This is a genomic window from Bradyrhizobium sp. HKCCYLRH3073 (genome assembly GCF_051167995.1).
In the GTDB taxonomy this organism is placed as follows: domain Bacteria; phylum Pseudomonadota; class Alphaproteobacteria; order Rhizobiales; family Xanthobacteraceae; genus Bradyrhizobium.
Genome location: NZ_JBNPUD010000009.1, coordinates 210,276 through 235,113, shown reverse-complemented (window position 1 = coordinate 235,113; position 24,838 = coordinate 210,276). Strand labels below are relative to the sequence as shown.

The 24,838-nt window shown below is 67.1% G+C and carries 17 protein-coding genes; 12 read left to right on the top strand and 5 right to left on the bottom strand.

The window, feature by feature from the left end; translation table 11 throughout:
• The first annotated feature begins 109 nt into the window (after positions 1–109).
• From ACQR1X_RS22055 to ACQR1X_RS22020, 8 genes are all read left to right on the top strand, one after another.
• Positions 110–952 (top strand): ABC transporter permease, encoded by an 843-nt coding sequence (locus tag ACQR1X_RS22055; protein WP_315805278.1) that lies wholly within the window; start codon positions 110–112, stop codon positions 950–952.
• Positions 953–985: 33 nt separating this feature from the next.
• A complete protein-coding gene (locus ACQR1X_RS22050; RefSeq protein WP_315805277.1) occupies positions 986–1,735 on the top strand; it encodes an ABC transporter ATP-binding protein in 750 nt (249 codons plus the stop codon).
• 43 nt (positions 1,736–1,778) lie between these two features.
• Positions 1,779–2,861, top strand: a complete 1,083-nt coding sequence (locus tag ACQR1X_RS22045) for a glycosyltransferase family 2 protein (protein ID WP_434899550.1) — start codon at positions 1,779–1,781, stop codon at positions 2,859–2,861.
• Positions 2,858–4,966, top strand: coding sequence for a TIGR04372 family glycosyltransferase (locus ACQR1X_RS22040; RefSeq protein WP_434899549.1), 2,109 nt, complete (start codon positions 2,858–2,860; stop codon positions 4,964–4,966). The genes ACQR1X_RS22045 and ACQR1X_RS22040 overlap by 4 nt, the downstream gene beginning before the upstream one ends.
• 191 nt (positions 4,967–5,157) lie before the next feature.
• Positions 5,158–8,049 (top strand): NF038122 family metalloprotease, encoded by a 2,892-nt coding sequence (locus ACQR1X_RS22035; RefSeq protein ID WP_434899548.1) that lies wholly within the window; start codon positions 5,158–5,160, stop codon positions 8,047–8,049.
• Positions 8,050–8,450: 401 nt separating this feature from the next.
• A complete protein-coding gene (locus ACQR1X_RS22030; RefSeq protein WP_434899547.1) occupies positions 8,451–12,230 on the top strand; it encodes a S8 family serine peptidase in 3,780 nt (1,259 codons plus the stop codon).
• A gap of 145 nt (positions 12,231–12,375) precedes the next feature.
• A complete protein-coding gene (locus tag ACQR1X_RS22025; protein ID WP_434886446.1) occupies positions 12,376–13,533 on the top strand; it encodes a glycosyltransferase family 4 protein in 1,158 nt (385 codons plus the stop codon).
• Positions 13,530–14,531 (top strand): glycosyl transferase, encoded by a 1,002-nt coding sequence (locus ACQR1X_RS22020; protein WP_434891961.1) that lies wholly within the window; start codon positions 13,530–13,532, stop codon positions 14,529–14,531. Before ACQR1X_RS22025 ends, ACQR1X_RS22020 begins: the two co-directional genes overlap by 4 nt.
• 4 nt (positions 14,532–14,535) lie before the next feature.
• On the opposite strand, the gene ACQR1X_RS22015 is transcribed toward ACQR1X_RS22020, so the two are convergent.
• The 4 genes from ACQR1X_RS22015 to rfaD are packed head-to-tail and all read right to left on the bottom strand — an operon-like array spanning position 14,536 to position 20,217.
• Entirely contained in the window at positions 14,536–16,449 is a 1,914-nt protein-coding gene (locus ACQR1X_RS22015) for a polysaccharide biosynthesis protein (RefSeq protein ID WP_434891960.1), read from the bottom strand.
• Positions 16,446–17,729, bottom strand: coding sequence for an O-antigen ligase family protein (locus ACQR1X_RS22010; protein ID WP_434891959.1), 1,284 nt, complete (start codon positions 17,727–17,729; stop codon positions 16,446–16,448). The genes ACQR1X_RS22015 and ACQR1X_RS22010 overlap by 4 nt, the downstream gene beginning before the upstream one ends.
• Complete coding sequence (rfaE1, locus tag ACQR1X_RS22005; protein WP_434899546.1) at positions 17,726–19,198, bottom strand: D-glycero-beta-D-manno-heptose-7-phosphate kinase; 1,473 nt, start codon at positions 19,196–19,198, stop codon at positions 17,726–17,728. Before rfaE1 ends, ACQR1X_RS22010 begins: the two co-directional genes overlap by 4 nt.
• A 38-nt stretch (positions 19,199–19,236) precedes the next feature.
• The gene (rfaD, locus tag ACQR1X_RS22000; RefSeq protein ID WP_434848534.1) at positions 19,237–20,217 is read right to left on the bottom strand and encodes an ADP-glyceromanno-heptose 6-epimerase; all 981 of its coding nucleotides are present in this window, start codon (positions 20,215–20,217) and stop codon (positions 19,237–19,239) included.
• Between the two features lie 148 nt (positions 20,218–20,365).
• Here rfaD and waaF point away from each other — a divergent pair, with 148 nt between their 5' ends.
• Genes waaF through ACQR1X_RS21985 form a run of 3 tightly spaced genes read left to right on the top strand, consistent with a single transcriptional unit; the run spans position 20,366 to position 22,609 of the window.
• Entirely contained in the window at positions 20,366–21,430 is a 1,065-nt protein-coding gene (waaF, locus tag ACQR1X_RS21995; protein WP_434899545.1) for a lipopolysaccharide heptosyltransferase II, read from the top strand.
• Positions 21,431–21,487: 57 nt separating this feature from the next.
• Positions 21,488–22,081, top strand: a complete 594-nt coding sequence (locus ACQR1X_RS21990) for a D-sedoheptulose 7-phosphate isomerase (RefSeq protein WP_434886440.1) — start codon at positions 21,488–21,490, stop codon at positions 22,079–22,081.
• Positions 22,082–22,609 carry a D-glycero-alpha-D-manno-heptose-1,7-bisphosphate 7-phosphatase gene (locus tag ACQR1X_RS21985; protein WP_434896380.1) on the top strand — a complete coding sequence of 176 codons (528 nt, stop codon included), beginning with the start codon at positions 22,082–22,084 and terminating at the stop codon, positions 22,607–22,609. It begins immediately after the preceding gene.
• Here the strand turns inward: ACQR1X_RS21985 and ACQR1X_RS21980 are convergent.
• Positions 22,591–23,637, bottom strand: coding sequence for a glycosyltransferase family 4 protein (locus ACQR1X_RS21980; RefSeq protein WP_434899544.1), 1,047 nt, complete (start codon positions 23,635–23,637; stop codon positions 22,591–22,593). The two genes, ACQR1X_RS21985 and ACQR1X_RS21980, sit on opposite strands and share 19 nt — an antisense overlap.
• Positions 23,638–23,767: 130 nt before the next feature.
• Between ACQR1X_RS21980 and galE the strand changes: the two genes are divergently transcribed.
• On the top strand, positions 23,768–24,781 hold the full coding sequence (gene galE / locus ACQR1X_RS21975; RefSeq protein WP_315803515.1) for a UDP-glucose 4-epimerase GalE: 1,014 nt from the start codon (positions 23,768–23,770) through the stop codon (positions 24,779–24,781).
• The last annotated feature ends 57 nt before the right edge of the window (positions 24,782–24,838 follow it).

Below are 24,838 nucleotides of genomic sequence, written 5' to 3'. Positions count from 1 at the left end.
CCGCGTAACATGGTCCAGCAAGCCCCGGCGATTGGCCCCCGGGCGTGACGGACGTCCAACCGCTTTCGGCTGGTAAGCCAAATACTTACGGCTCTCGCGAGGTAGAAGGATGACCACCCTGACCGATGGACAGGTCGAGCGGTTCGTGGTTGCGGATCGGCGCCGCATCTCCTGGGCGCGCTGCCGCGAGGACATCGCGCCGTTCATCACCCGTCACGTCACCTGGCGTGCGCTCGCGGCCGGTGACATCCGATCGAAATACCGCCGCACCATGCTGGGCCCGTGGTGGATCACGGCCACCAATGCGATCACCGCACTGATCATGGGCACGGTGGCCGGCCGCTTCCTTGGCGCCGACATGAAGACCTACCTGCCCCACTTCATGGTCAGCATGACCATCTGGAGCTTCATCTCGTCCTCGCTCAGCGAAGCCTGCTACACGATGATCAATGCAGGCGGCATGATCAAGGCCGTCGACATGCCGATCCTGATCCATGTCATGCGCATGGTTCAGCGCAACCTGATCATCTTCCTGCACAACATCGCGGTGATCCCGTTCATCTGGCTCGTCTATCCATGGTCGGTCGGATTCGGAATGGTGCTCGCCATCCTCGGCCTGATGATCGTCTACGTCTTCGTCGTCAGCGCCTCGGTGATCGTCTCGATGATCTGCGTGCGCTATCGCGACGTGCCGCCCGTCATGGCGGCGGTGCTGCAGCTCCTGTTCTTCATCTCTCCGATCATCTGGGAGCCGTCGAGCATCCGCGGCGGCGAGTTGATCGTCACGCTCAATCCGATCGCCTATCTGCTGGCGGTCACGCGTGGTCCGCTGATGGGCGACGTTCCCGGCCTTGCGACCTGGGCCGGCGCCATTGGATCGGTCGCGGTCCTGACCGCGGCCATGATCTATATCTACACGCGCTATCGGTCGCGCGTCGTGTATTGGGCCTGACATCATGGCCGGAGACCTCTGGATCCGCCTCGAATGACTCTCATTGAAGCCAAGCAAATCGGTATCGAATTTCCCGTCGCACCCCCGAACGCACGATCATTCCGGCATCTGGCGATCAAGGCGGCCTCACGCGTCGGCGGCCGGGTCTCGAAGAGCGACGGCTCGTTCCAGTTCGTCCAGGCGCTCGATGACATCAGCTTCACCCTGAAGCAGGGCGACCGGCTCGGCCTGCTCGGCCACAACGGCGCCGGCAAGACCACGCTGATCCGCGTGCTCGCCGGCATCTACGAGCCGACGAGCGGATCGCTGCGGACCGTGGGGCGGAACGTTCCGATGTTCGACATCGGTCTCGGCATGGACGAAGAGGCTTCGGGCTACGAGAACATCCGCACCCGCGGCCTCATCCTCGGGCTCTCGCCCGAGGAGATCGAGCAGCGCGTGCCGGAGATCGCCGAATTCGCCGAGCTCGGCGACTATCTGGAGCTGCCGATCCGGACCTATTCCTCCGGCATGCTGCTGCGCCTGGTGTTCTCGATCGCCGCCTCGATTCACGGCGACATCATCCTGATGGACGAGTGGATCGCGGTCGGTGACGCGCAGTTCCGCAAGAAGACCCACGGCCGGCTGCAGGAGATCACGAACCGCTCGGGAATCGTCGTGCTCGCCTCGCATGATCACGGCCTGCTGCGCGACACCTGCAATCTCGGGCTCTATCTTGATGGCGGCCGCGTGCGGGCCTTCGGCGCCCTGGACGACGTTGTCAAGGAACTCCCGAAGCCGTGAGAGACAGGCATCGGGGATGATGTGCCATGACGTTCGCTGAGCCATGACTACGACGACCCGCCCAGCAACCTTGCCGACCGTCACGCTGGTCGTCCCGAACTTCAACCATGCCCGCTACCTGCCCGAGTCGCTCGGCAGCATCGCCAGCCAGACCCGCGCCCCAGACCGCGTCCTCATCATCGACGACTGCTCGACCGATGACAGCATCGCGGTCATTTCGCGCTTCGTGGCGGACCGGCCGAGCTGGCGGCTGATCCGCCACGAGACCAACCAGGGCGTCGTGCGCGGTCAGAACGAGGCGCTGGCGATCGCGGACACCGAATGGATCGGCTTTCTCGGGGCCGACGACGCGCTGCATCCGACCTATCTCGAAAAGGCGATGGCGCAGGCGGCCAGCCACCCCGAAGCCGGTCTGGTCTTCGCCTGCTGCGAGATCATCGGCCCTCGGGGGCCGTCCGCAAGACGGATGCTGCGGCCGATCATGCTGCCCGCATTGGCATCGACGATGCTTGCACCGGCCGACCTTCGCCAGGCGCTGCGCTTTGGCGACAACTACTTTTCCGGCACCACCTCGCTCTATCGCCGGACAGCCCTGCAGGCGCTCGGCGGATTCGACGTCAAGCTCGGCTCGTTCTCCGATGCCTTTCTCGCCCGGCGGCTGGCCTTGACCTATGGCTGCTGCTTCATCGCCGAGGCGCTCGGCTACTGGCGCATCCACGGCCAGAACTATTCGACGGCGACGGCGACCGATCCGGCTTCGCTCAACGCCAAGCTCGCCGACATCGGCGCGCTGATTGCGCAGAGCAAACTGTTCCCCGAAGGCTATGGCGATCTATTCGCCCGGCGCAATCGCTTCGGCGCGGCGCGGATGGTGCTCGGCGGTGAAACGATGCCGTCGGCCAAGGCTGCGCGCGTCAAGGCTGAGCGCGTATCCGCCTTGCTGGACGGCAACGCGCTCGACACGCACCTGCTTCGGGTGATGCTGAGCTTCGGGGCCGTCGGCCGCCTGGCCGCGCTGGCCTGGGTCACGCTCCGGACTCGGCCGATGTCGCTGACGCGCCTGCTTGCCCAGACCGCCGCACGACGGGCGATCTTGTCCGCCACCCCTGGCTATCGCGCGCCATGACGGCCCGCGCTCCCTTCGGCTCTCTCCGGCGCCGCCTCGGTGCCAAGACTGTTCCTGCGCCGATTCTCACCGTGCCGGCCGAGCAACCGTCGCCGCAGACGCCGCGAAGCCGCTGGTCGCCGCGGACGTGGCTGACGGCATCCGCGTTTCGCCTCTATGCGTTTCTGAGTGCGCGGCGCCGGCAATTGCTGCCGCTGACCACCCGCGCCGCGAACATCGTCGACAGCAGGCTGATCGTCGCGCCGGCCGGTGCGACGCTGCTCCGGCTGATGGACCGGCAATTGGCAAAGGGATCGCGCCTCGGCCGTTTGCTGGCGCTGACGGCCTCGACCACGCTGGCCGCGGCAGCGCAGATTCACCTCGCCGCCAGCCGCAAGCCGAGTGCGCTGCGTGCGGTGCGGATCTTGAACCTGATCTTCCGCAGCAATGTGCGCGCCAGAGCCGGTGTGGGCGCGCAGGCCTATTTCACCACCATGGCGCTATGCAGCGCCTATGACCGGATCGTGCGCGAGGTGCCGCGGCCGGAGACGATCGACAGCTTCGCGATCAATTTCGCGGTCGGCGTCGCCCACATGTATCGCGGCAATCTTCCGGTCGCGGCGCATTTCCTGACGGCGGCCGCGGCCTCGGGCGACGGCAACGCGCTGCGCAAGCTCGGCGCCGTCCATGCCCTGGCCGGCGACCACGTTCAGGCCGCCGCGTGCTTCAAGGCGTCGGTCGCGCGCGATCCCCGCTCGGTGATGGCGCACCAGAACTATGCCGGCGGCTACGATCCATCGACCTATACGCCGAGCACCTGGGAGCTGGAGCATGCCGGCGAGCTCCTGATCTACGACAATCTGATCCAGCTCGGCGAGAACTTCTATCACCAGGGGCGCTACGAGGACACGTTCCGCAGCTATCAGGCCGCACTCGACCACCAGGATTCCTTGGCGGCGAAATGGTCGATTCCCGACGCGCTGATGGCGCGCATTGCCGGCGTCAGCAGCATCTTCGATCCCGCGCTCCCGGTCCGGCTGCTCGGCTACGAATGGGTGACGCTGATCGGCCACGTCGGCTTCATCGACTGCCATTTGCGCATGGCCGCGCTCGGCATGCTGCCGCGCGCCAACTACGTGCTGCTTGCCCCGGCAAGCAAGGTTGTCAACCAGCCATTCCTCAGGCTGTTCGATCAGCATGTCACGATCATCGAAGACCCCGCTCTCGTCGACGATCTGCTGCCCTATCAGCGGCTGGTCGGCGACCAGTTCATCGCCGTCCGGGGCAAGGACGGCATCGCCGAGCCGTGGGCTCACGCGGCGTCGCGCGCGCAGGTCGCATGGGCCGAACAGCAGCGGCAGCCGATCGTGAAGATCCCGCCGGAGCTGATGGAAGCCGGGGCTGCCAGGCTGCGCGCCGCCGGTGTCACCGCCGACTGGTTCGTCGCGATGCACATCCGCGAGGGCGGCTATCACGGCGACGGACCCGGCACCACGCGCCAGCATCGCTCCGCCAATGTCGGCGACTACCTCGACGCCATCGCCGCGATCACCGCGCGCGGCGGCGCCGTGGTCAGGCTCGGCGATCGCAGCATGACGCCGCTGCGCGGCATGGCTGGCGTCTTCGATTACGCGCACAGCGACATCAAGTCGGCGGAGATGGACCTCTATCTTTGCGCCGCCGCCCGCCTGTTCGTCGGCACGACATCGGGCCTGACCACGGCCGTGCAGGCGCTGGGAACGCCGATGCTGCTCGTCAACTGCATCTCCAACGACTGCCAGTTCTGGCATGAGCGCACCGACTTCACCGTGCGCCCGGTGTATGACCGGCGCGCGCGGCGCTACCTCTCGCTGCGCGAGACCTATCGGCAGCCGCTGCAGGCGCTGCTGATCGACACCGCCGTGCTGGCGCGTCACGGACTCGAAATCCACCCCAATACCCCGCAGGACATCACGGCAGCCGTCCGCTACAAGCTCGATTGCCTGGACGGGATCGGCCGGCCCCTGCGTGAGGGCGGGCCGCAGCTCGATCGTTATCGCGCCGCGCTCAGCGGCAACCCCTACAATTTTGGTGCTGCGCTACCGGTCCCCGCGTTCCTGGACCGCCTGCCCGAGCTGCTGGACTGAACGCGTAAGCGAACCTCGGTTCGATGAACGCCCGCGACAGCCATCGCCGGTCGTTTTCCGGGGCTTCGGAACGCCCATTAACCTCCGAGCAAGATCGTTGCCCTGTAACTTGGGACGGTCACGATTCGACTCGGCAGCGTGTCGATACGGTCGAGCCATGCGCCCTCACGCGATGAGCCGGAACTGAGGCAATGCCTGGAGCATCCAACTTACAGTCGGTCACGACTTCACCTCCATACGACGCGGGGGTACCCCCGCCGTCGAATCCCGTGGAGCTGCCCGAAGAGGCGGTCGAGGCCCAGCTCGCGCAGGGCGACTTCGGCGGGATTGGCGCAGTCACCGCGGTGAGCGCCGGCGGACTGACGATCAATCTGCTGTTCGACACCGCGGCGATGAATGCCCCCGCGAGCTTCCGGGCCGGCATTCAGCAGGCCGCCGCGATCCTCACCTCGATGATCTCGGACCGCATCACCGTCAACATCAAGATCGACTATAGCGGCGTCGGCGGCGGCGCGGCAGCCGGTCCTGACGGCGGCCAGTGGATGGGCTATTCGAGCGTCAGGTCCAACCTGATCAACTATGCCAGCCCAGGCGACACCACCTTCAATGCCCTGCCGGCGGGATCCAGCATCCAGGGACAGTCCTACGTCGCGGTGTGGAATTCGCAGCTCAAGCTGTGGGGCGGGCTCGGCGCCAACGATGCGACCACCGACGACGGCAGCGCGACCTTCGCCACCGACATCAATTCGAACCTGCTGGTCGGCGTGGCGCTGCACGAGCTGACGCACGCCTTCGGCCGCGTGCCCTACGGACCGCAGCCCGACGTCTTCGATCTGTTCCGCTTCTCCAGCCCCGGCGTGCGGCTGATGACCGGCGGCGCGACGGCGGGGACCGCCTATTTCTCCCTCGATGGCGGCTATACCAAGCTCGCCGATTACGGCCAATCCTCGGACCCCAGCGACTTCCTGAACAGCGGCGTGCAGGGCGGCAACGATCCGTTCAACGAGTTCTACACCTACAGCACGCTGCAGACGCTGACGGCCGTGGACCTCAAGCAGATGGACGCGCTCGGCTTCCATCTCGTTTCCGCAACGCCGGTGACGATCGAGGCGCTGGGATCGACCAGCCTGGTCCAGCTCGGACTAAGCTATTTCCTCAATCCGGTCGGCGGCGGCACGGGGCCGCAGATCAAGTTCGGCGGCAGCGTCGTCCAGCCCGGACAATTGGGCGGCTGGACCCCGATCGCGGGCGAGGCCAACGGCGGCGGCTATCAGGTCGCCTGGAAGATGACGGGCGCGGACCTCTACACGGTGTGGAACGTCGACAGCAGCGGCAACTACACCGGCAACGCCATCGGCGGCGTCTCGGGAGGCACGGCCGCATTCGAGGCGTTCGAGACGTCCTTCCACGAGGACTTGAACGGCGACGGCATGATCGGCATCCCGACAACGGTCATCGAGGCCGTGGGATCGACCAGTCTCGTCCAGGCCGGCAACGGCTATTTCCTCAATCCCGTAGGCGGCGGCACGGGCCCGCAAGTCAAGTTCGGCGGCGCCAACCTGGTGGTCGGCCAGCTCGGCGGCTGGACTCCGATCGCGGCCGACGTCGTCGGCAGCGGCTATCAGATCGCCTGGAAGATGGCCGGCGCCAATCTCTACACGGTCTGGAACACCGACGGCAGCGGCGCCTATACGGGCAACGCGATCGGCGCGGTCAGCGGGGCGGACAGCGGACTCGAAGCGCTCGAGACCAACCTCCACCAGGACCTGAACGGCGACGGCACGATCGGCATTCCGACCACGGTCATCGAAGCCCTGGGATCGACCAGCCTCGTCCAGTCCGGATCCAGCTACTACCTGAACCCGGTCGGCGGCGGCACAGGTCCCCAGGTCAAGTTCGGCGGCTCCGTCCTCGTCGTCGGTCAGCTCGGCGGCTGGATGCCGATTGCGGCGGACACCGTCGGTGGCGGCTATCAGATCGCCTGGAAGATGACGGGCGCGGACCTCTACACGGTCTGGAATACCGACAGCAGCGGCGCCTATACGAGCAACGCGATCGGCGCCGTCAACGGCACCAACAGCGGTCTGGAAGCGCTGGAGACCAACCTCCATCAGGATCTGAACGGCGACGGCACGATCGGCATCCCCTCGGCCGTGATCGAAGCGCTGGGATCGACGAGCCTGGTGCAATCCGGTTCGACCTACTTCCTCAATCCGGTCGGCGGCGGCACCGGGCCGCAGATCGCGTTCGGCGGCAGCGTCGTCACCGTGGGCCAGCTCGGCGGCTGGAACCCGATCGGCGCGGAGAGCTCCGGCGGCGGCTACCTGGTCGCCTGGAAAATGGCTGGCGTCGACCTCTACACGGTCTGGAATACCGACAGCAGCGGTGCTTACGTCAGCAATGCAATCGGCGCCGTTCCGGGCGGCTCGGCAGCGCTGGAGACGCTGGAGACAAGCTTTCATCAGGATCTGAACGGCGACGGCACCATCGGTGTGCCCGCTCACGTCGCAGCGGGCACGCAAGCCCTGACGCTGGCCGGTGGCCCGGACGTGGTCCTGACGGTGTCCGGCAGCTTCGGCGGCTCCCTGATCGGGTTCGGCGGCAACGGCGATCAGATCGACCTCAGCAGCATCGCCTTTCATTCGCTGCAGGCGCATTTCGACGACAGCAGCGGGCTGCTGTCGCTCAGCGACGGCGCGAGCAGCACCTCGTTGCATTTCCTCGGACCGCTGTCGCAAGACAGCTTCCGTTTCACCGATGACGGCCAGGGCGGCACGATGATCTCGGCGGCCGCGGGTCCGGCGAGCGGCCCCGCTCCGCCAGCCGTCTCCCTGGCAGGACACGACACCTTCGTCTTCGCCGAGCATTTCGGCCAGGTCAGCGTCGCCGACTTCCATCTGGGCAGCGACACGATCGTCATCAGCCACGAGCTTTTCGCGAATCAGGCGGCGCTGTTGGCGTCGATTCACGACGATGCGGCCGGCAACGCCGTGATCACCGATGCCGCGCACGACACCATCACCGTCCAGCACGTCACGACGGCGGACCTGCTGACCCATTTGTCCAGTTTCCACCTGGTCTGATCGGCGCCCTTAGTCTTCGGGGCGGGCTCGCGGGGAGCAAATCCCTGCTGTGCCCGCTCCGATCTCTGCCCCCGTCCGGAGTTGCCCCTGCGAAGGCTGGCTTGGGCCCGCGGCAATAGCCGCCTCCCCGGACACAATCAATAGTTGAATTCGATCGAACAGATCGAACAATGACGTATGGCCGAAGCGGCCATTCTTCGGTACCATTTTATACAAGATCGGGGGGCATCACTGCCCGATGCTTCAATTCCATCCCGCCTGTCGGCCTCGAGGACAGGATCACCATCGTTGCATGCATGCTTTACGAATCCGGCCGTACCGAAGACATTCCTGACCGCTGGCGTGAAGCCGCCCAGTCCCTCATTTTCGATCCTGCTGCTGGCCAACGTCACGAGTTGCATGTGCAGCAGCCTGCTGCGGACGCCGCAGACGAAGCCAAGCCGGCCCCCGCCATCGCGCAGGTCCAGCATGGCCCGGCCGAGCTGATCGATCCTGCAGCCCCGGCGCCAAGCGCTGATGCTCCGAGCGAGACGCCCAGCCTCCTCGCGCATGGCGACGCCGAGGCAACGGTGGTCACACAACTCTTCGACGTGAGCGCGCAGGCCCAGGCGGCGGCCGAGCCAACGGCTCGGACGGTGGTGGCCGGCTCGACCTGGCAAGTCACCCAGGAGACGTCCCTCCATCCGGCCACACCGATTGCGGACAGCTCCGTCGAACCAGCGCATGCCGGGCAGAGTGCCAGCGCGAGCGGATTCGTCCTCTCGATCAGCGTCGAGATGTGGTCAGGCGCCGGCGCATCGCTGCAGACATGGTCGTTCGGCAGCCTCGGAAAGCCCGCGACGGCGCACGCCGGACCGAGCGGCGAGCCGGCGCCGTCGCTCCAGGACGCAGTGACGGAAGCCATCGCCTCGGCGGTCAGTGCACAAGGCGCGACCAGCGCCCAGGTCGTTCAGGCGCTCGGCGGCAACTCCACGGGCGTGACGGGAGCCGGCATCAAGATCGGCGTCCTCTCCAGCAGCTTCAACAATCTCGGCGGCGCCGCAGCGGACGAAGCCAGCGGAGCCTTGCCTTCGGCCTCAAAGATTCAGATCCTCAAGGACATGCCATCGGGCGGGACGGACGAAGGCCGTGCGATGATGCAGGTCATCCACGATATCGCGCCTGACGCCAGTCTCGCCTTCTACACCGCGTTCCAGAGCGAGCAGGATTTCGCCGACGGCATCATCGCGCTCGCCAATGCCGGCTGCAAGGTCATCGTCGACGATGTGAGCTATTCGGACGAGCCATTCTTCCAGAACGGCATTGTCGCCCAGGCCATTCAGACCGTTCAGGCCATGGGCGTGACCTATGTGACGTCGGCCGGCAACAACGGCAGCTCGGCCTATCAGACGTCCTGGACCTCGACCTCGGGCAGCATCGGCGGAAAGTATTTCGATGGCAATGCACTGAGCTTCGGCGGCAGCATCGCGCAGACGATCACCGTGACCGCGGGCGCGAACCTGCTCGTGCAATGGGACCAGGCTTGGGGTCAAGACACGTCACATCTCGCGGTCGACGTGTTTCAGAATGGACAGTTCCTCGGATACGTTGCGAACAATTCGCTGAATCCGTGGGTTGGTTTGCATTTCTCGGTCTCGGGCACCTACCAGATCGTGATCGCCAACACGGGATTTACTCCTCCTTCCACGATCAAGGAGATTTTGGCAGGCAACGGCCTCCCGGTCTCCATCAGCGGCGCCAATGTCGGGACGGTCTTCGGTCACGCGATGACGCCGGGGGTGATCACCGTCGGAGCCGTCAATGCCGCCAACACGCCGGCCTTTGGCGCAACACCGGTCTCGGAAAGCTTTTCATCGTCCGGCGCCGGGACCGAGATCCTGTTCGCCAACGACGGCACGCGCCTTGCGACGCCGCTCCAGCTCAGCCCGGTCGTGGTCTCCGGCATCGACAACATCTCGACGACCGTCACGGGAATGACCGACTTCTACGGCACCTCCGCAGCCGCGCCGAGCGTTGCCGCGATCGCGGCCTTGATCCTGACGGCCAATTCGACGCTGAGCTACGCCGACGTCTCGGAGATCCTGCAGCAGACCGCGGTGCCGATGGCCAATCCGGCAGTCGCCGGCGCGGGTCTCGCCCAGATCAATCCCGCGGTCGGATCGGCCCCCTATTTCGCCAACACCATCGTCGAGGCGCTCGGATCGATCAGCCTCGCCCAGGTCGGTGTCATCTACGATCTCAACACCATCGGTGCGAGCACATCGGTGGCGCTGCGGTTCAACGGCGCCAACGTCGTCGTTCACCAGCTGAGCAACTGGATGCCGATCGGCGTCGAGGCCAACGGAGGCGGCAGCTACGAAGTCGCCTGGAAGTTTCAGGGGCAGGATCTCTACACCGTCTGGAACGTCGACAGCAGCGGCAACTACACCGGCAACGCGATCGGCGCCGTCTCCGGAAGCTCGTCCGCTTTCGAGACATTTGAGACGTCGTTCCATCAGGACCTGAACGGCGACGGCACGATCGGCGTCGTCAGCACCGTCATCGAGGCCGCGGGGGCCACGAGCCTGGTCCAATCCGGCAACGGCTATTTCCTCAATCCGGTCGCAGGCGGGACGGGCCCGCAGGTCAGCTTCAACGGCAGCACCGTCAGCCCCGGGCAGCTCGGCGGATGGGCACCGATCGCGGCCGAAGCCGTCGGCAGCGGCTATCAGATCGCCTGGAAGATGGCGGGCAGCGATCTCTACACCGTCTGGAACGTCGACAGCAGCGGCAACTACACGGGCAACGCCATCGGCGCAGTCAATGGGGCCAGCAGCGCGCTCGAGGCGCTGGAGCCGAACTTCCACCAGGACCTGAACGGCGACGGCACGATCGGCATTCCGAGCACGGTCATCGAGGCCGCGGGTTCGACCAGCCTGGTGCTGGCCGGGTCGAGCTATTTCCTCAATCCCGTCGCCGGCGGCACCGGTCCGCAGATCATGTTCGGCGGCAGCATCGTGACCGTCGGTCAGTTCGACGGCTGGGCGCCCATCGCCGCGGAGACGTCCGGCAGCGGCTATGAGATCGCCTGGAAGATGGCCGGCGCCGATCTCTACACCGTCTGGAACGTGGACAGCAGCGGCAACTATACCGGCAACGTGATCGGCGCGGTTGCGGGAAGCTCCGCATCCCTGGAAGCGCTGGAGCCCAGCTTCCACCAGGATCTGAACGGCGACGGCACCATCGGCGCCCCAAGCGTGACACCCGGCGGCAGCGTGATCGAAGCGCTCGGGTCGACCAGCCTGTCGCTGTCGGGCACGACCTATCTGATGGCGCCGGTGTCGGGGGGGACCGCAACGCAGGTGATGTTCGGCGGCAACGTCGTCGTTGCCGGCCAGCTCAGCGGCTGGGCGGCGATCGCTGCGGAGGCCTCTGGCAGCGGCTATCAGGTTGCCTGGAAGATGGCCGGCACCGACCTCTACACGGTCTGGAACACCGATAGCAGCGGCAACTATACCGGCAACGCGATCGGCGCCGTTTCCGGCAGCTCGTCGTCCCTTGAAGCCCTCGAGACCAGCTTCCATCAGGACCTGAATGGCGACGGCACGATCGGGATCCCGACCATCGGCTCGGTGACGGCGAGCGCAGAGGCGGCCACGACGTCGAGCGCGGCCGATCTTGTCCTCGCCGCGCCTTCCTTCAGCGGCAATCTCATCGGATTCGGCGGCACGGCCGCTCAGATCGATCTCAAGAGCATCGCCTTCACGTCGCTTCAGATGCATTTCGACGAGACCAGCGGGCTGCTGTCGCTGAGCGACGGGTCCAACAGCGCGTCGCTGCACTTCGTCGGCCCATTGTCGCAGGACAGCTTTCACTTCGCAGCCGACGGCCAGGGCGGCACGCTGATCTCCGGGACCTCGATCTCCGGCGCGGCGTCCTCATCGGTGTCGCTGCAGGGACATGACACCTTCGTGTTCGCCGAGCATTTCGGTCAGGTGACGGTCTCTGACTTCAATCCCGGCACCGACCAGATCGTGTTCAGCCAGAGCATCTTCGCGGAGCAGTCCGCACTGCAGGCCGCCATCCATGACGACGCGGCGGGCAACGCCGTCATCACCGATGCGGCACTCGACACCATCACCATCCAGCACGTGTCGGCGGCCGAGCTGCTGTCCCACCTGTCGAGCTTTCATCTGGTCTGAGACCGGGGCGGCATTCAGAGGGCCGCCCCTCATCGTCGTCGGCACCGACGGGCGGTTTTCCGCCCGTCGCAGGACAGATAACGGGCTCGCGCGAGGGCCGCTCTTGGCCTATACGGCGCTTCGACCGCCCAAGACCGTGAGTTCGATGTCCCTGCCCCGCTCCGCTTCGCCGCGCCGCCTGCTGTACGTGGCCAACGAGGATTACGCCTTCCTGATGCATCGCCTGCCGATGGCGCGCGCGGCGCGCGAGGCCGGCTACGAGGTGCATGTCGCGACCAACGTCAACGCCGGCGCCGCCGCGATCGCCGCCGAGCGGTTCGTGCTGCATCCGATCCCGTTCCGGCGCGGCGGGCTGTCGCCGTCATCAGCCCTGCCCACGATCCGCGCGATCCGCGCCGTCGAGGCTGCGATCAGGCCCGACGTGGTGCATCATTCCGGGCTGCAATCGAGCGTGCTCGGCTCGCTCGCCACGCTCGGACGCACCACGCCCGTCGTCAACGCCATGACCGGGCTCGGCTATGTCTTCACCTCGGCGAGCTGGCGCTCGCGCCTGCTCAAGCAGAGCCTGCTGTGGCTGCTGCCGCGGCTCATGAACCGGACACCGAGCTGCGTGCTGGTGCAGAATCCGGACGATCGCCAGGCACTTCAAGCCATGGGCGTCCGCGGCGACAAGATCACGCTGATCCCGGGGTCAGGCGTCGACACCGACCGCTTCCAGCCGCTGCCGGAACCGGACGGGCCGATCACCTTCGGTTTTGCAGGACGGCTGCTCACCGACAAGGGCGTGCGCGCCCTGGTCACTGCCCACCGCATGCTGCGCCAGCAGGGCCGCAGCGACCAGTTGCTGATCGCCGGCTCCCCCGATCCGGCCAATCCCGCCTCAGTCTCGGCCGAGGAGGTCGAGGCCTGGCGGAACGAACCCGGCATCACCCTGCTCGGCCAGATCAAGGACATCACCGAGCTCTGGCGGCGCTGCCACATCGCCGTGCTGCCATCGCATCGCGAAGGTCTTCCGGTGAGCCTGCTGGAGGCTGCCGCCTGTGGCCGGCCGCTGATCTCCACCGATGCGCCGGGCTGCCGCGAGATCGCGATCCATGGCCAGACCGGGCTCTCCGTGCCGGTAGAGGACGCGGCCGCGCTGGCGCAGGCCATGGCGGAACTGGCGACATCGCCGGAGTTGCGCGCGCGCTACGGCACGGCGGCCCGTCAACTGGTCGAGGACAAGCTCTCGGCCAGGATCATCGGCCGCTCGGTGGTGGCGCTCTATGACCGCCTCACCTCGGCGCCGGACGCGCGCGGATGATCGCCCATCCCACCGCAGTCCTCGCCGCCATCGCCGTGCTCGCGGCCGCGATGTGCGGTGTGCTGATCGTGCTGCTGCGCCCGGTGCTGCAGCGCTACGCACTGGCGCGGCCCAACGCGCGCTCGTCGCACAAGATCCCCACGCCGCAGGGCGCCGGCATCGCCGTGGTCGGCGCAACGCTCGTGGTCGGCGGCGCCTTTGCCTCCGCGATGGGCTTTGCACCGCTGCTGATGCTGTTCATCGCGGTGCCGATGCTGGCGCTGGTCGGCCTGGTCGACGACATCAGGCCGATCCCGGTGCTGCCGCGCTTGATCCTGCAGGGATTGACCGTTGGCCTCGTCATATTCACCGCGCCTGACGATCTCAGGCTGTTTCCGATCCCGCTGGCGGTCGAGCGCACGCTGCTGCTGATCGCGGGCCTGTGGTTCGTCAACCTCGTCAACTTCATGGACGGGCTCGATCTGATGACCGTGGCTGAGGCGGTGCCGATCACGGCGACGCTCGTCCTGTTCGGCATCTCCGGTGAACTGCCCTGGCCGGCGAGCGCCGTTGCTGCGGCGCTGGGTGGCGCCATGCTCGGCTTTGCGCCCTTCAACCGTCCCGTCGCAAAGGTCTTTCTCGGCGATGTCGGCAGCCTGCCGATCGGGCTGCTGCTCGGCTGGGGCCTGCTCCATCTGGCCTGGCAGGGCTCCATCGCCGCTGCGCTGCTGCTGCCGCTGTACTATCTGTTCGACGCCACTTTCACCCTGTTGCGGCGGATGGCACGGCGCGAGCCGTTCTGGGCGGCGCACCGCACGCATTTCTATCAACAGGCCACCGATAACGGCTTCACCGTCTCGCGCGTCGTCAGCGAGGTGTTCATCCTCAATGTCGTGCTTGCGACCCTCGCAGCCATCTCGGTCGCGCAGCGTTCCATGACGGTCGACGCCATCCTGCTCGTCTTCGGGCTCGGCGCCGTCACCTGGGTGCTGAGCCGCTTCTCGCGGCGGCGCCATTGAAGACTCAGGCCGCGCTCGAGCCGAATTCCGGCACCGCATCCTTCAGCACCGATTTGATCGTCACCGGATCATTGCGCGCGATCGCCTGATCGAGCGCCGCGATCCAGGCCTTCAGCGTCGGCATCGGCGGCTCGTTCGGGTTGGCGGCCATGATGCCGGCGACGCCGATCTCGACCGGCGGCTCCTCGCTCGCAAACAGGATCTCGTTCAGGCGCTCGCCGGGCCGAATGCCCGTGAACACGATCTCGACGTCGTACCCCGGCTGCAGGCCCGACAGGCGGATCATGCGCTCGGCGAGCTCGACGATGCGAACCGGCTGGCCCATGTTGAGCACGTAGACCGAGACATCCGGACGCTGCGGCGCCAGCGCATGCGAGGCTGCCGTGATCACCAGATCGCAGGCCTCGCGAATGGTCATGAAGTAGCGCACCATGTCCGGGTGGGTCACCGTGACGGGACCGCCCGCCTCGATCTGCGCCTTGAACTTCGGCACCACCGAGCCGTTCGACGCCAGCACGTTGCCGAACCGCACCGAGATCAGCCGCATCGGCGGCCGTCCCGCCGGCCGGTCGGCGAGCTGGCGGTCCAGCGCCTGGCAGTACATTTCGGCGAAACGCTTGGTGAGACCGAGCATCGACACCGGCTCGATCGCCTTGTCGGTCGAGATCATCACCATCGCCTCGGCGCCCGAGGCCACCGCGGCATCGGCGACGTTGATCGAGCCGAAGATGTTGGTCTTGACGCCCTCGCTCCAGTCGCGCTCGAGGATCGGCACGTGCTTCAAGGCGGCGGCATGGAACACCAGCTCCGGCTTGAAATCGCCGATCAGCGCGAACACCCGGTCGCGATCGCGGATGTCGGCGATGCGCCCCTCGACGGCGACGGCAGCCTCGGGATCGGCCGCGAGCGCCTCGGTGATCGCGTAGAGCGCCGGCTCGGAATTCTCCAGAATGAGCAGCCGCGCCGCGCCGAATGCCACGACGCGCTGGCAGATCTCGGCGCCGATCGAGCCGCCACCGCCGGTCACCACGACGGCTTTGCCGCGCACCAGCGCTTCCAGCCGGCCGTAATCGATCTTCTCACTCGGCCGCAGCAGGAGGTCCTCGACCGCGACCGGCGCGAGCCGTGGCGCATCGCCGCTCTCCAGCGACGGCAGGCGGCTCACGATCAGGCGCAACCGGCGCGCCCGCATCAGGAAGGTCTCCGGATGGCAGTCCGGATCGAACGCCGTCGGCATCATCAGGGCGCGCGCGATCGGCCGGTCCCGCCGGGCAAAGTCGGCCGCGACATCCTCGACGTCGTCGATGCCGCCCAGCACCGGCACGCCGCGAATCAATTGGCCGCGGTCGGCGGCCGACGGCGAGAGAATGCCGATCGGCCAGATCCGCTTGACCGCGCCGCTCTCGATGCCGCGCAGCACGACCTCGGCGTCGGCCGCACGGCCGATCAGGAGCGCGGGCGCCGCGTCCTCCGACCGCGCGTGCCGCCGGACCCGCGTGTAGCGGAAATAGCGATAGGCGAACCGCAGCGCGCTCAGCGCAAAGATCTCAAGGAACCAATAGAGAATGATCGTGAGCTTGCCGAAGAAGAACGTGCCGCGGACGTTGGGCGCAACGATGATGTAGTCGAGCACCAGCAGCGCCAGCGTCAGCACCGTCGCGACGCGGACGATGTTCAGCGCGTCCGGCAACGAGATGAACCGCCATTTCGTCGTCAGCAGGTTCGAGAAGTAGAAGACGACGAAGCTGAAGGCGATGAAATATGGCAGGATCTGAAAGAGCAGCGGCACCCGCTCCCAGAAGGTGCTGGCGCCCTCGAAGCGGATGTAGAACGCGGCGAACAGCGCGACGACGCTGACCAGGAGGTCATGCGCGGCAATCAGCATATTCCGGTAGGTCAGTTGAGACGGACGCGTCATGGCTCGAGCGTCCCTTGCACCGTGTCAGCAGACGTCCGCGATTGCAGCACCATTCCGCCGGCCACGCCGACGCCGACGACATACATCCACCCCTCATGGAAATCGAAGATGTGGGAGTTGAACAGCGAGGTGAAGATGTTCTGCACCACCACCAGCAGCCCGATCCAGGGCACAAGTCCGTCGCTGCGGAACAGCAGGAGATGCGCCGCCCACATCGCGTAGAGGATCACGATCCCGAGCGCGCCCCATTGGACCGCGACGTAGAGCGTCTGGTTGTGCGGGTTGCCGACGACCTGGCTCGAGGAGAGGTCGCGCGACCCGCTCGCGGCCAGCTCGAACAGGTGACGCGTCGAGCCCGAGCCGTGTCCGATCAGCGGCGCGTCGGCCAGGAACCGCAACGACTTGCGCCAGAACTCGAGCCGCTCGCCGATCGACGTCACGGCGCGATCGTTCCTGTAGTCCTGATATTGGCTCGTGAACGTCGCCACCTTGCCCTGCAATTGCGGGGACACGGTCCATGCCGCGAGGCCCAGCGCAAGGGCAACGGCCGCGATCAGCAGGTTGGCGCGCCATTTCAAGTGGATCAGCCCGAACACCGCGAGCAGGATCGGGATCGTCACCAGCGCGGTGCGCGACACCACGATGAAGATCATGTTGGCGAGGAACGCGACCATGATCGCGGTGAGCAGGCCCGCCGGCACGAAGCGGCGAGCACGCAGCAATTGGGCGATCGGATAGGCCAGCGCCACGGCGCAGAGCGAGAACTCCTGGCCCTGGTCGATGTAGTTCTTCACGAAGATGCCGCGGTCGGCGTTGGCCTTGAGCGCAAGCGCCGGATTGAACGCGACCGCGGTCGACATCGCGACCATCAGCACGCAGGAGGCGAGAAACGCGGTGAAGACCCACAGCCCGCGCTCCGACCGCTGGAAGTGATAGAGCAGCGCCGGCAGCACCAGGAGCTTCGCCGCCGGTCCCACCGCATAGAACCGCGCGCCCCACGCCACGTCCGACCACAGCGTTCCGATCAGCGCCAGCAGGAACAGCGCGATCGGCGCCAGCGCGATCGGCCGCTTCAGGACCTGCAGCAGACGTTCGACGTCGAGAAACGGCAGCATCGTGATCAGCATGACGACGCCCAGGATCGACACCAGCGAGGTCGACCACGGCAGCGAGGCGGCCAGCAGAATCGCCACGACATCGACCGTCGTCCGCCACGCCGCCGGATCGCGCCAGCGGCGCGCCAGCAGCGCCGGGCCGGGATGACCTGCCAGCGTGCTCATCGCGCCTCGCTCCGGGCGCGATCGACCAGCGCCGTCGTGCTGTGCCCTTTCAGGATGTCGATCAGGATCACCTCACCGCCGCCGGCCTCGACGACCTCGTGCCCCACCACCTGCTCGCGCGTGTAGTCGCCGCCCTTGACCAGGACGCTCGGCCGGACCAGCTCGATCAGGCGCAGCGGCGTGTCCTCCGCGAAGATGGCGACGAGATCCACCGCCTCGAGCGCGGCCAGCACCTCGGCGCGCGCGCGCTCGTCCTGCACGGGACGGCTCTCGCCCTTCAGCCGCTTGACGGAAGCATCGCTGTTCAGACCGACCACGAGACGGTCGCAGGCGGCGCGCGCCGCGGTCAGCACCTTGACGTGGCCGGGATGCAGAATGTCGAAGCAGCCGTTGGTGAAGCCGACGCGCAGGCCCTCTCCCCGCCATCCCTCGACACGGGCGGCGAGTTCGTCGTCGCTCTCGATGATCTTCTCCTCGGCCGCGCGATAGGCATGCGGCAGGATCTTTCGGCGCAGTTCGGCCGACGTCACGCTGGCGGTGCCCTGCTTGCTGACGGCCACAGCCGCCGCGGCGCTCGCCATCCGCAACGAATCCTCCCAGGCGGCGCCCGCCGCGAGCGTCGCGGCAAGCACGGCGACGACCGTGTCGCCGGCGCCGGAGACGTCGCGCACCTTCACGGGATAGGCCGGCACGTGAATCGGATCGCCCTCGCGCGGGACCAGCGTCATGCCGCGCTCGCTCTGCGTCACCAGGATCGCCTCGCAGTCGGCGAGATAGATCGCATCCTGCGCGGCCGCGGCGATCTCGTGATCGGTCTCGGCCCGGCTGCGGGTCGCTTCCGAAAACTCCTTGCGGTTCGGCGTCAGCACGCTCGCGCCGCGATAGATCGCGAGATTGGCGCTCTTGGGATCGACGATGACGCGCTTGCCGGCCTTGCGCGTCGCGTCGATGACGTTGCGCAGCACGCGCGCCGTCAGCACGCCCTTGGCGTAGTCGGACAGCAGCACGATGTCGGCCCGCGCGATCAGCGGCAGGATGGCCTCGATCAGCTTCTGCTCGATCTCGCCGGACGCCGGTGCGGCGCGCTCCCAGTCGGCGCGCAGCATATGGGTTGAGAAATGCTCGGAGACGAACCGCACCTTGCGCGTCGTCGGGCGCGAAGGATCGCGCACCAGCACGCTCTCGATGCCGGCCTCCCTGGCGAGCTCGGTCTCGAGCTGGTCGCCGGCCCCATCCTGGCCGACAAGGCCAACGAAGATGCAGCGGGCGCCGAGCGCGGCGATGTTGCGCGCGACGTTGCCGGCGCCGCCGATATTGGTCTCGCTGCGCTGGACCGCGATCACCGGCGCCGGGGCCTCGGGGGAAATCCGCGACACCTCGCCATAGACGAACTCGTCCAGCATGAGGTCGCCGATGCACAGCACCGTCTGGCGGGCGATCGCTTGCGAGAGATCGTCAAAGTCGAACATCAGCGGCAGTCTCGGTGCAATGGTCGGAACCAGATCGTCTAGCGGAAGCGGTCGGAGGAATCGAGATAATCTCGGACATAACCGGCGACCGCATCCTCGAGCGACGTGAAGCCGCCGTTGTAGCCGGCGGCCAACAGCCGGTCGACGTTGCTCTGGGTGAAGTACTGGTAGCTGCCGCGAATCGCTTCGGGCATGTCGATGTACTCGATCCGCGGCGTCGCACCGAGCGTGGCATAGGCCGCGAGCATCATGTCCTTGAAGCTGCGCGCCCGGCCCGTGCCGACGTTGAACAGGCCCGACACGGAGGGAGAAGCCAACAGCCACAGCATCACGCGAACGACGTCGTCGACATGGATGAAGTCGCGGCGCTGGTCGCCATCGGCGATGCCTTCGCGGTGCGACTTGAACAGCTGCAAGGTGTGCCCGGCCTTGATGTCGTCGAAGCGTCGGGTCAGCACGCTCATCATCGATCCCTTGTGGTACTCGTTGGGACCGAACACGTTGAAGAACTTCAGCCCAACATATTGCGGCGGCAGCCGCTCGCCGCGCTCGGCGCGCGCAGCGACCGCCATGTCGAACAGATGCTTGCTCCAGCCGTAGAGATTCATCGGCCGCAGCGTCCTCAGCGCGGTGAGCGACGGATCATCGACGAAGCCCTGCGCGCCGTCGCCATAGGTCGCCGCCGACGAGGCGTAGATGAACGGCGTGGTGTTCGCCGTACACCAATCGAGCAGCCGCAGCGAACTGCGGAAGTTGCGCTCCATCACCAGGTCGCCGTCGACCACCGTGGTCGCGGAGATCGCGCCCATGTGCAGGACGGCCTCGAGCCTGCGACCCTTCAGCCAGGCGTCCAGATCGGATGGCGGCACGACGTCCGCCAGTTGCCGCTTGGCGAGGTTGCGCCACTTGCCCTCGCTGCCGAGCGTGTCGCAGACGACGACATCGGTGCGGCCCGCATCGTTCAGCGCCGCAACCAGATTCGATCCGATAAACCCGGCGCCGCCGGTCACCAGCAACATTCAGCAACCCGTCCTGATCCCGAAAACCCCGGCCCTCGCGTAGCGCATGCGACGGCAAAGTGTAAGCGCTTTGGTGACGGCCCGCTCGGCCCACTTTACGTGCGGCGGCCGAGCGGCTACCAGCGCGCCTGAGCCAGGCAGACAAAGAATGAATTCGAATTCGACCAAGGTGGAGGTGGACACCGCGGACACCAGCCCGATCCTGATCATTCCCTATATGTGGATCGGCGATTTCGTGCGCGGCCATACCGTGGTGCGGGTGCTCAAGGAGCGCTGGCCGAACCGGCCGGTCGACCTGCTGGTGACCTCGCTCTGCGCCCCGCTGGTGGATTACATGCCCGGCGTCCGCTCCGGCATCGTCTGGGACCTGCCGCGCAGCCGGTTGGCGCTCGGCCGGCAATGGCAGCTCGCTGCGATGTTGCGCGAACGCCACTATCGGACCGCCCTGGTGATGCCGCGGACCTGGAAATCGGCGCTGGCGCCCGCGCTCGCCGGCATCCCCGAGCGCGTGGGCTTCGTCGGCGAGGTCCGCTTCGGCCTTCTCAACCGCTGGCGCTGGGGCGAGAAAGCGCTCCCCCGCTTCATCGACAAGAATGCCGCGCTGGCGCTGCCCGACCGGGCGCCGCTGCCGCCGGAATGGCCCGTCCCGCAGCTGCGGGTGCCTCGGGACGACGTCGCACGCTGGCGCGAGGCCCATGGCCTGGGCAACCGCCCGGCCGTAGCACTGGCCCCGGGGTCGGTGGGCGCCGCCAAGCGCTGGCCTTTTTACGGCGAGGCGGCCCGGCTGCTGCGCGAGGCCGGCCTCGACGTCTGGGTGGTCGGCGGGCCAGGCGAGAAGGCGCTGGCCGCCGAGATCGTCGCCACCGGCGGCCCTGCCGTCCGGGACCTGACCGGAACCGACCTGCGCAACGGCATCCTGGCCATGGCCGCGGCCGGCGTCGCCATCTCCAATGATTCGGGGCTCATGCACATCGCCGCGGCGCTGGGGACGCCGACCATGGGCATCTTCGGCCCGACCAGCCCGTACCATTGGGCGCCGCTGAACGGCCTCGCGGCGACGGTCCAGACCAGGACCCAGCTCCCCTGCCAGCCCTGCCACCGGCCAGTCTGCAGGATGAACGACCACCGCTGCATGCGCGACATTTCGGCAACCGACATCGCCGCCATCGCCCAGCGGGTCCTTGCCGATGCGGCGATACCGGTCGCGCCCTAGCTTGCGGAGCGGCACCGCGCCCCATACACCGGCCCTGACGTAACCCGAGCCGCCACCGTGACCCGCGCATCCGACCCGATCGCCAGCCATCTCGCCCGCTCCCGCGCCGCCATGGAGCGCGCGGCCGACGATGCCGCGATGCTCGCCTGCGCCGGGCGGATCGCTGCGACGATCATCGCTGCGCTGCGCGGCGGCCACAAGCTGCTGATCGTCGGCAACGGCGGCAGCGCGGCGGATGCGCAGCACATCGCCGCCGAGATCGTCGGCCGCTACAAGCAGGAGCGGCCGGCTTATGCCGCGATCGCGCTGACCACCGACACCTCGGCGCTGACCGCGATTGGCAACGACTACGGCTTCGATCACGTCTTCGCCCGCCAGGTCGAAGGGCTCGGCAGCAGCGGCGACGTGCTGCTGGCGATCTCGACCTCCGGGCGGTCGCCGAGCATCCTCAACGCGCTGCGCAAGGCGCGCGAGCGCGGGCTGGGCACGATCGGCTTCACCGGCGCCAAGGGGCTGGCGATGGGCGAACTGTGTGACGAGCTGCTGGTGGCGCCGAGCGACGACACGCCGCTGATCCAGCAGATCCACCTCGCCACCGCGCATGGCATCTGCGAGGTGATCGAAGCGGCGCTGATGCAGGACGAGGGCTAGATGACGACCGATCAGCTCAAGCCGGCGGCGTTTCTCGACCGCGACGGCGTCATCAATCACGACGACAATTACATCGGCTCGCCCGATCGGATCCGCTGGATGCCGAATGTGGCCAATGCGATCCGGCGGCTCAACGACTCCGGCTATCACGTCTTCCTGTTCACCAACCAGTCCGGCGTGGCGCGCGGGCTGTTCTCGGAGGACGACGTGCTCAGCCTGCACGACTGGATGCGGGCCGAGCTCGCGGCGCAGGGGGCTGTCATCGACGACATCCGCTACTGCCCCTACCATACCGAAGGGTCCGTCGAGCGCTATCTGCGCGAGCATCCCTGGCGCAAGCCGGCGCCGGGCATGATCCTCGATTTGATGCAGCACTGGCCGATCCGGCGCGAGGGCAGCTTCGTGATCGGCGACCGGGCCTCCGACATGGCCGCGGCCGAAGCCGCCGGCCTGCCTGGCTTCCTGTTCGCCGGCGGCGACCTCGACGCGTTCGTCGCCGACATCATCGCTCAGACCAGTCCGCGATAGACTTCGGCGATCTTCTCGGCCTCGGCCTCGAGGCTGAACTTCTCCACCACGCGCGTCCGCGCCCGCTCGCCCATCAGCCGCGCCGCATCCGGATCGCGCAGCAACGGCTCGAGCGCTGTGACCAGCGCATCGACATCCCCCGGCGGCACCAGCTTCCCGGTGACACCCTCCTCCACCACGATCTCGGCAGCACCTGCACGCGCCGCCACCAGCGCGGCGCCTGCTGCCATCGCCTCGATCAAGGTGAGACCGAAGCCCTCGTTGCGCGAGGTGAAGGCGTAGATCGTGAGGCGCTGGTACCAGCGCTGCACGTCGGCGATGTCGAGTTCGCCCGTGATGACGATGCGCTGCTCCAGGCCCGCGGCAGCGATCTGCTTCTTCAGCTCGCTCGCGAACGGCATCTGCTCGGGCGTCACGGCGCCGACCAGCACCGCGGAAAAATCCGGAAAACGCGGCAGCAGCCGGCACATGGCGGCGACGAACACGTCGCTACCCTTCTGCGCGCGGACGCGGCCGAAGCAGCCGATGGCATATTTGCCCGGCAGGCCGCTCTCGGCAAAGGCCGCCGCGCGATCGGCCGGCGGCGCGTAGATCTCGGTGTCGACGCCGTGCGTCACCACCGTCGCCGCGCGCTTCAGATAGGACGCCGAGATGTCGCTGGTGGCGATGATCGCGTCCATGCGGCGGATCAGCCAGCGCGTGATCCAGCTGTGATGGCGCTGCGCGGCCGAGGTGAACACCAGCTTGAACGGCCAGCCCAGCGCCCGCAACAACACGCCGACGATCATCTCGTCGTTGCGGCGCGCGTGCCAGATCAGCGGCCGCCGCCGGCCCCACAGCTTGAACAGATCGGCCGCTCCGATCCGCGCAATCCCCTCCGGCGCGTAGGAGCCGAGCCATGCCGCGCGCACGCGCTGCGCCAGCTTCGGCGCCACCATCCGGTTGGTCGCGGTCACGCCGGAATAGCGCCGGTGCAGGTTGGGCACGATGACGTCGAGATCGGCGGCAGAAACAGGCTCGGCTTGCACTACTCACTCCAATTGCAGCGGTTCCCTATACGCAACATTAAGCATCGCCGCCAGTTCGCTATGCACGCAACAGGTCCTTCATTTCGCGGGCGTTAGTCTGCGGCAAAACAAACAGGGATCGCGTCAAACAATGACCGTGCTCGTGACCGGCGGCGCCGGCTATATCGGCAGCCACATGGTGCTCGCGCTGGCGGAAGCCGGCGAAAGCGTCGTGGTGATCGACAACCTCTCGACCGGCTTCTCCGCCTTCGTGCCCGACGGCGTGCCGCTGTTCATCGGCGATGCCGGCGACGAAAATCTCGTGGACGGCGTCATCAGCCAGCACGGCGTCGACAGCATCATCCATCTGGCGGGCTCGGTCGTGGTGCCGGAATCGGTGCGCGATCCGCTGCTCTACTACCGCAACAACACCATGACCACGCGCAGCCTGTTGAATGCGGCAGTCGCGCGCGGCGTCAGCCGCTTCGTGTTCTCCTCGACCGCCGCGGTCTACGGCAATCCGGACGAGGTTCCGGTGCCCGAGAGCGCGCCGACCCGGCCGACCTCGCCCTACGGCACCTCGAAGCTGATGGCCGAGATCATCCTGCACGACGTGGCGTCGGCGCATGACCTCAACTACGTGGTGCTGCGCTACTTCAACGTCGCCGGCGCCGATCCGTTCGGACGCAGCGGGCTTGCGACCGTCGGCGCGACGCATCTGATGAAGATCGCGATGGAGGTCGCCACCGGCCAGCGCGCCAAGATCGACATCTTCGGCACCGACTATCCGACCCCCGACGGCACCTGCGTCCGCGACTTCATCCATGTCTGCGATCTCGCCCAGGTGCACCGCTCCGCGCTGGCCTATCTGCGCACCGGTGGCGGCTCGGTCACGCTGAATTGTGGGTACGGCCGCGGCTATTCCGTGCTCGAGACCATCGAGGCCGTCCGGCGCGTCTCCGGCCGCGCCATTCCCGTCCAATACGCGCCGCGCCGCCCCGGCGACATCATGAGCATGGTCGCCGACACCAGCCGTTTGAAGGCGCTGCTCGACTGGACCCCGACCTATGACGATCTGGAGACGATCGCCGCCCACGCGCTGGCCTGGGAGGAGAAACTGTTCCTGGAACGCCACAGCGGCGCGCTGCAGCGGGCCTCGGCCTAGAATCAAGCACTTAGCCGGAGGCCGGGGGGCTTGAAAAAGCCGCCCCGAGCGGGCAAG

Excerpts from the sequence above, each read along its gene's own strand:
- ACQR1X_RS22010 (WP_434891959.1), bottom strand. The coding sequence starts at position 17,729 with ATGAGCACGCTGGCAGGTCATCCCGGCCCGGCGCTGCTGGCGCGCCGC.
- ACQR1X_RS22045 (WP_434899550.1), top strand. The coding sequence starts at position 1,779 with ATGACTACGACGACCCGCCCAGCAACCTTGCCGACCGTCACGCTGGTC.
- galE (WP_315803515.1), top strand. The coding sequence starts at position 23,768 with ATGACCGTGCTCGTGACCGGCGGCGCCGGCTATATCGGCAGCCACATG.
- rfaD (WP_434848534.1), bottom strand. The coding sequence starts at position 20,217 with ATGTTGCTGGTGACCGGCGGCGCCGGGTTTATCGGATCGAATCTGGTT.
- ACQR1X_RS21985 (WP_434896380.1), top strand. The coding sequence starts at position 22,082 with ATGACGACCGATCAGCTCAAGCCGGCGGCGTTTCTCGACCGCGACGGC.
- ACQR1X_RS22025 (WP_434886446.1), top strand. The coding sequence starts at position 12,376 with ATGTCCCTGCCCCGCTCCGCTTCGCCGCGCCGCCTGCTGTACGTGGCC.
- ACQR1X_RS22020 (WP_434891961.1), top strand. The coding sequence starts at position 13,530 with ATGATCGCCCATCCCACCGCAGTCCTCGCCGCCATCGCCGTGCTCGCG.
- ACQR1X_RS22015 (WP_434891960.1), bottom strand. The coding sequence starts at position 16,449 with ATGACGCGTCCGTCTCAACTGACCTACCGGAATATGCTGATTGCCGCG.
- waaF (WP_434899545.1), top strand. The coding sequence starts at position 20,366 with ATGAATTCGAATTCGACCAAGGTGGAGGTGGACACCGCGGACACCAGC.
- ACQR1X_RS22040 (WP_434899549.1), top strand. The coding sequence starts at position 2,858 with ATGACGGCCCGCGCTCCCTTCGGCTCTCTCCGGCGCCGCCTCGGTGCC.
- ACQR1X_RS22050 (WP_315805277.1), top strand. The coding sequence starts at position 986 with ATGACTCTCATTGAAGCCAAGCAAATCGGTATCGAATTTCCCGTCGCA.
- rfaE1 (WP_434899546.1), bottom strand. The coding sequence starts at position 19,198 with ATGTTCGACTTTGACGATCTCTCGCAAGCGATCGCCCGCCAGACGGTG.
- ACQR1X_RS22035 (WP_434899548.1), top strand. The coding sequence starts at position 5,158 with ATGCCTGGAGCATCCAACTTACAGTCGGTCACGACTTCACCTCCATAC.
- ACQR1X_RS22055 (WP_315805278.1), top strand. The coding sequence starts at position 110 with ATGACCACCCTGACCGATGGACAGGTCGAGCGGTTCGTGGTTGCGGAT.